This window comes from Candidatus Acidiferrales bacterium, assembly GCA_036514995.1.
Taxonomy (GTDB): domain Bacteria; phylum Acidobacteriota; class Terriglobia; order Acidiferrales; family DATBWB01; genus DATBWB01.
The window spans coordinates 1-4726 of the sequence record DATBWB010000098.1; the positions used below are offsets into that span (position 1 = coordinate 1).

Annotated in this window: 5 protein-coding genes and 1 tRNA gene; 1 reads left to right on the forward strand and 5 read right to left on the reverse strand. The window is 61.2% G+C overall.

The features are described from left to right. Positions 1–376, forward strand: a 376-nt coding sequence (locus VIH17_07000; GenBank protein ID HEY4682982.1) for an HD domain-containing phosphohydrolase, incomplete at its 5' end; no start/stop codon positions are given. 292 nt (positions 377–668) lie between these two features. On the opposite strand, the gene VIH17_07005 is transcribed toward VIH17_07000, so the two are convergent. The 5 genes from VIH17_07005 to gap form a co-directional block, all read right to left on the reverse strand. Then, a tRNA-Leu gene (locus tag VIH17_07005) sits at positions 669–755 on the reverse strand. A gap of 75 nt (positions 756–830) precedes the next feature. Then, positions 831–1247: a preprotein translocase subunit SecG gene (gene secG / locus VIH17_07010; GenBank protein ID HEY4682983.1), complete on the reverse strand. Its 417-nt coding sequence runs from the start codon at positions 1245–1247 to the stop codon at positions 831–833. Between the two features lie 140 nt (positions 1248–1387). After that, entirely contained in the window at positions 1388–2137 is a 750-nt protein-coding gene (tpiA, locus tag VIH17_07015; protein HEY4682984.1) for a triose-phosphate isomerase, read from the reverse strand. A 101-nt stretch (positions 2138–2238) separates the two neighbouring features. After that, entirely contained in the window at positions 2239–3423 is a 1185-nt protein-coding gene (locus tag VIH17_07020) for a phosphoglycerate kinase (protein HEY4682985.1), read from the reverse strand. 76 nt (positions 3424–3499) lie between these two features. Further along, positions 3500–4507 carry a type I glyceraldehyde-3-phosphate dehydrogenase gene (gap, locus tag VIH17_07025; GenBank protein ID HEY4682986.1) on the reverse strand — a complete coding sequence of 336 codons (1008 nt, stop codon included), beginning with the start codon at positions 4505–4507 and terminating at the stop codon, positions 3500–3502. Between the last annotated feature and the right edge of the window lie 219 nt (positions 4508–4726).

Genomic DNA, 4726 nt, shown 5'->3' on the forward strand with positions numbered 1-4726 from the left:
CGTCCGCAAACACTGCGATATCGGCTACCGCATCCTGGAGAGGATTCCGTTTTTGAAGGAGGCCGCCGAAATCGTACGCGCTCATCAGGAACGTTTTGATGGGACGGGCTATCCTCGCGGGTTGAAGAGCGAGGCGATACCTCTGGGGGCGCGCATTTTTGCGGTGGCCGACACCCTTGACGCTATGATCTCCGACCGCCCCTACCGCAAAGCCCTTTCGCTTGAGGCTGCCAAGGCAGAAATTCGTCGTTGCGCGGGCACCCAATTTGACCCGCGTGTCGTTGAAGTCTTTTTCTCCCTGCCCGATTCCCTCTGGGATGACCTCCGTCGCAACGTCGGCGAGCCGCTCCGCTTGGCTGGAGTTGAAACTCAGTAGGCCGAATTCATGGGAGCGGTTCGGTTTACCATGTCCCTGTGCTTGGAGGGCAACCACCTCTTTCCCGACCGACCACAGCCGCCCATTCTTGCTGGTCGCTTGCTCTTTGCTGGCTCGGCACTTGCTGGCCATTGCTCGGCCATTTCCCGGCCAATGCTCAGCTATTGCTCCTTGACGCCGCCACACCGTCACCCCATAGAAGCGCCCGGGGAGACCGCGTATTCATCGGCGGAACGCGCATTTCTCAGCGATAAGCGGATGTCGCCAAGGGGCGATGCAAGGGGATTGGTGTTGGTGCGGTCGGTGAGACTCGAACTCACACGGTATTGCTACCGCCAGCCCCTCAAGCTGGTGCGTCTGCCAATTCCGCCACGACCGCAAGGAGGGCGAACACGAACGATTCTAGCCAACGAGAAAAGAGCTGTAAAGACCGTCCGCCGCGATCACCGCCGAACTACTTCGTGGGAGAGGGCGCACCGGGCGTCGGTGGCGAAGGAGCGGGAGCCGTCGGCGCCGGCGAGGGAGCTGCCGGAGCCGGTTGCGTGCCCCCCTCCAAGACGGAGCCGGCGGTCGGCCGCGAAGCCTTGATCGCCAGAGCCAACGAAGTCACCATGAAAAGGATGGCCGCGTAGGTAGTGGCCTTGGAGAGAAAGGTCGCCGCGCCGCGCGGGCCGAAAGCCGTCTGGCTGCCTGACCCGCCGAAGGCTCCGGCAAGATCAGCCGCCCGGCCGCTCTGGAGCAAGACAACCAGGATCAAGATAAAACACAGCAGAATATGAAATGTGCTCAGCACGTAGGGATAGCGCCAACCGAGGAAAATCAACCCCACCCCCACCACCAGCGCCAAAACCCAATAGACTTTTTCCTGCATCGGTCTTGTGATCCTTTCCCCAGCCGTTCCCATTATCGCGAGAGCCGGTCGCGCCTACCCCATCGCCCTACCCGCCAGGCGCCTGGGTACTCTCCCCATCCCGCGTCCCAGTCGCCTACCTCAAAGCAGTGGGAGCGGCACTAAAAATTAACGATGGCGGCAAAGGCCTCCGGGTCGAGGCTCGCGCCGCCGACGAGCGCGCCGTCTATTTCGACCTGCGCCATGAGCCCTTTGATGTTGCTGGGTTTGACGCTGCCGCCATAAAGGATGCGCAGCTCAGCGGCGCACGCTTCTCCAAAGTGTCGAGCCACCAGCCGCCGCAAGAAATGGTGCGCCTCGGTGGCTTGTTCCGGCGTGGCGGTTCGCCCGGTGCCGATGGCCCAAACTGGTTCATACGCAAGGATGATACGGGAGAATTGCTGCCCCGTCAACGCGGCGAAGGCACACACAAATTGTTGATCCAGAACCACTTCCGTCCGATTTGCCTCGCGCTCGCTAAGCCTCTCACCGAGGCAGGTAATGGGCACGAGCCCGGCCTCGATGGCGGCGATGGTTTTTTTCTGGACGGTTCCATCCGTCTCCCCGAAATACTGCCGGCGCTCCGAGTGGCCCACGATGACATATTCACAGCCCAGCTCGGCCAGCATGCCGGCGGAAACTTCACCCGTAAAGGCACCTTCCTTCTCCCAGTGAACGTCCTGGGCAGCGACGGCAATGTCGGAGCCGCGCGCCGCATCAATGGCTGTCTCCAGGTTGGTGAAGGGCGCCGCCACCACCACATCACAGTGAGTCGAACGGGCGATAAGCGGGCGAAGCTTCAGCAAGAACCCGCGGGTCTCCACGCGCGTCTTGTGCATCTTCCAGTTGCCGGCAATGACCGGGCGTCGCACTACACTTCTCCTGTCGTCATTGTGAGCCCGTCCTGACTGGCCAAGAATCCGGATTCAGATGCTTCGCTGCGCTCAGCATGACATGGCCTTGGGCACCCGCCTCATCTGTCAGTGAGCGCTTCCACGCCGGGCAGCTTGTAGCCTGCCAGAAACTCAAGCGAAGCGCCGCCTCCGGTGGAAATGTGAGTGATGCGGTCGGCCACGCCGGCCATCTGCACCGCGGCAATCGAATCGCCCCCGCCAATAATGCTCGTCGCGCCGGATTTGGCCACTGCCTCGGCTACGGCCATCGTTCCGCGGGCGAACTGAGATTTTTCAAACACGCCCATGGGGCCGTTCCAGACAATTGTTTTCGCGCCGGCGATGCGGCCACAGTATTCGTTGATCGTCTGGCGGCCGATGTCCAAACCCATCTGGTCCGCGGGAGTCTTTTCCACGGGCACCATGCCGCTCGGGGCGGCGTCGGGCTTTTCCGCGACGACGTGATCGATCGGCAGCTTGAAGGGAAAGTGTCGTCTGGCGGCATCGTCCAGGACCTTCCGGGCGAGGTCGAGCTTGTCGTCCTCGACCAGCGACCTGCCCACCGGGATGCCTCGCGCCTTGAGAAACGTATAGGCCATGCCGCCACCAATCAACATGGCGTCGGTGAGCTTCATCAAATTTTCCACGACTTCGATTTTGTCGGAAACCTTCGCGCCGCCGAGAATGGCCACGTAGGGGCGGTCTGGCCGGGAAATCGCCTTGCCGAGATAGGTCAGCTCCTTTTCCATGAGAAAGCCCGCCGCGGCCGCGGGCACGAATCGGGTGATGCCCTCGGTGGAAGCATGGGCGCGGTGGGCTGAGCCGAAGGCGTCGTTGACATAAAGATCGGCGAGACCTGCCAGCGCTTGTGAAAAATGGGCGTCGTTGGCCTCTTCTTCTTTGTGAAAGCGAAGATTTTCAAGCAGGAGGAGCTGGCCCGGGCGCAAAGCGGCGGCTGCAAGTTGCGCGGGAGCGCCGATGCAGTCTTCGGCAAAGGTAACCGGCTGGCCAAGTAATTCGCTCAGGCGCGTTGCCGCCGGCCGGAGGCTCATCCGCGGATCGGGCTTACCCTTGGGCCGGCCCAGGTGGGAGGCCAAAATCACCCTGGCCCCCTGGCTCGCCGCGTAGCGAATGGTCTCGAGCGAGGCGCGGATACGGGTGTCTTCGGCCACGTCGCCCTCCGCCGTGAGGGGAACGTTGAAATCCACGCGCATGAAAACGCGTTTGCCCTTCAGGTCCAGCTCACGAACAGAAAGTTTCGGCACCGGTGGTCCCCGTCTCCTGGCGTTTACTGAGGACAAAACGGACGAAGCGCGCCGCCTCACAAGCAGCGTTCATTGCCTAAAAACCTTTTGTCGCCAGAAATTTGATCAGGTCGCGCAGGCGGCAGGAATAACCCCACTCATTGTCATACCAGGCCAGGACTTTGACGCAATTGCCGCCGACGACCTTGGTGAAGTGGGCATCAATGATGGCCGAGTGCGGGTTCCCTTTGAAATCCGAGGAAACCAGGTCCTCTTCGGTGTATTCGAGGATGCTCTTCATCGGCCCCTCGGCCGCCGCCTTCATCGCCGCATTCACTTGATCGGCGGTGGCCGGCTTTTCCGTCGTAACGGTCAAGTCCACCACCGAGACGTTGGGGGTGGGCACGCGCATGGCGTAGCCGTCCAGTCTGCCCTTCAACTCCGGAATGACCAGGTGCAGCGCTTTGGCGGCGCCGGTAGTCGTCGGAATCATGGAAAGCGACGCCGCCCGAGCGCGCCGCAGATCCTTGTGCGGCAGATCGAGCACCCGCTGGTCGTTGGTGTAGGAATGGATGGTGGTCATCGTGCCGTGGAGGATTTTGAAGTTGTCCTGCAAAACCTTGGCGACGGGAGCCAGGCAATTGGTGGTGCAAGAGGCGTTGGAGATGACGCGATGCTTGGCCGGGTCGTAAGCATTTTCATTGACGCCCAGAACGATGGTGATGTCCTCTTCGGTGGCCGGGGCCGAGATGATGACTCTCTTGACCGTGCCGCGGAGATGCTTGGCCGCCTCGGCGCCTTTGGTAAAAAGGCCGCTGGACTCGACCACGATCTGGGCTCCCACCGAGGACCAATCCAGGGCCGCCGGATCCTTTTCCTTAAAAACACGGAAAGATTGCCCGTCCACTGCGATGGAATCAGCCGTGCAGGAAACTTTCGCCGTCAAGTTGCCGAGCACCGAGTCGTACTTCAGCAAATGAGCCAGCGTCTTGGGATCGGTGATGTCGTTGACGGCGACAAAGTCGAGCGCCGGCTCGCCCATGCTGGCGCGAAAGAGATTTCTCCCGATGCGGCCAAAACCATTGATGCCTACTTTGACGGCCATCTCTCGTCTCCTTCATGCATAAGGGGTGGGTGCTCGGCCCGAGGCTTCGGGACGACGCTGATCCGTCCCGCAGAGCGGGATCAGCCTCAAGAGCGCAGGCAGAAAACAAGGGCGCAAAAAACGAATCATACGGGCACAGCTAGACCGAGTCAAGGATGCGCACGCAAGGGCACTGTCCGGCTATGTCTGTGTTATGTCTGTGTAGGGGCATGCTTCAGC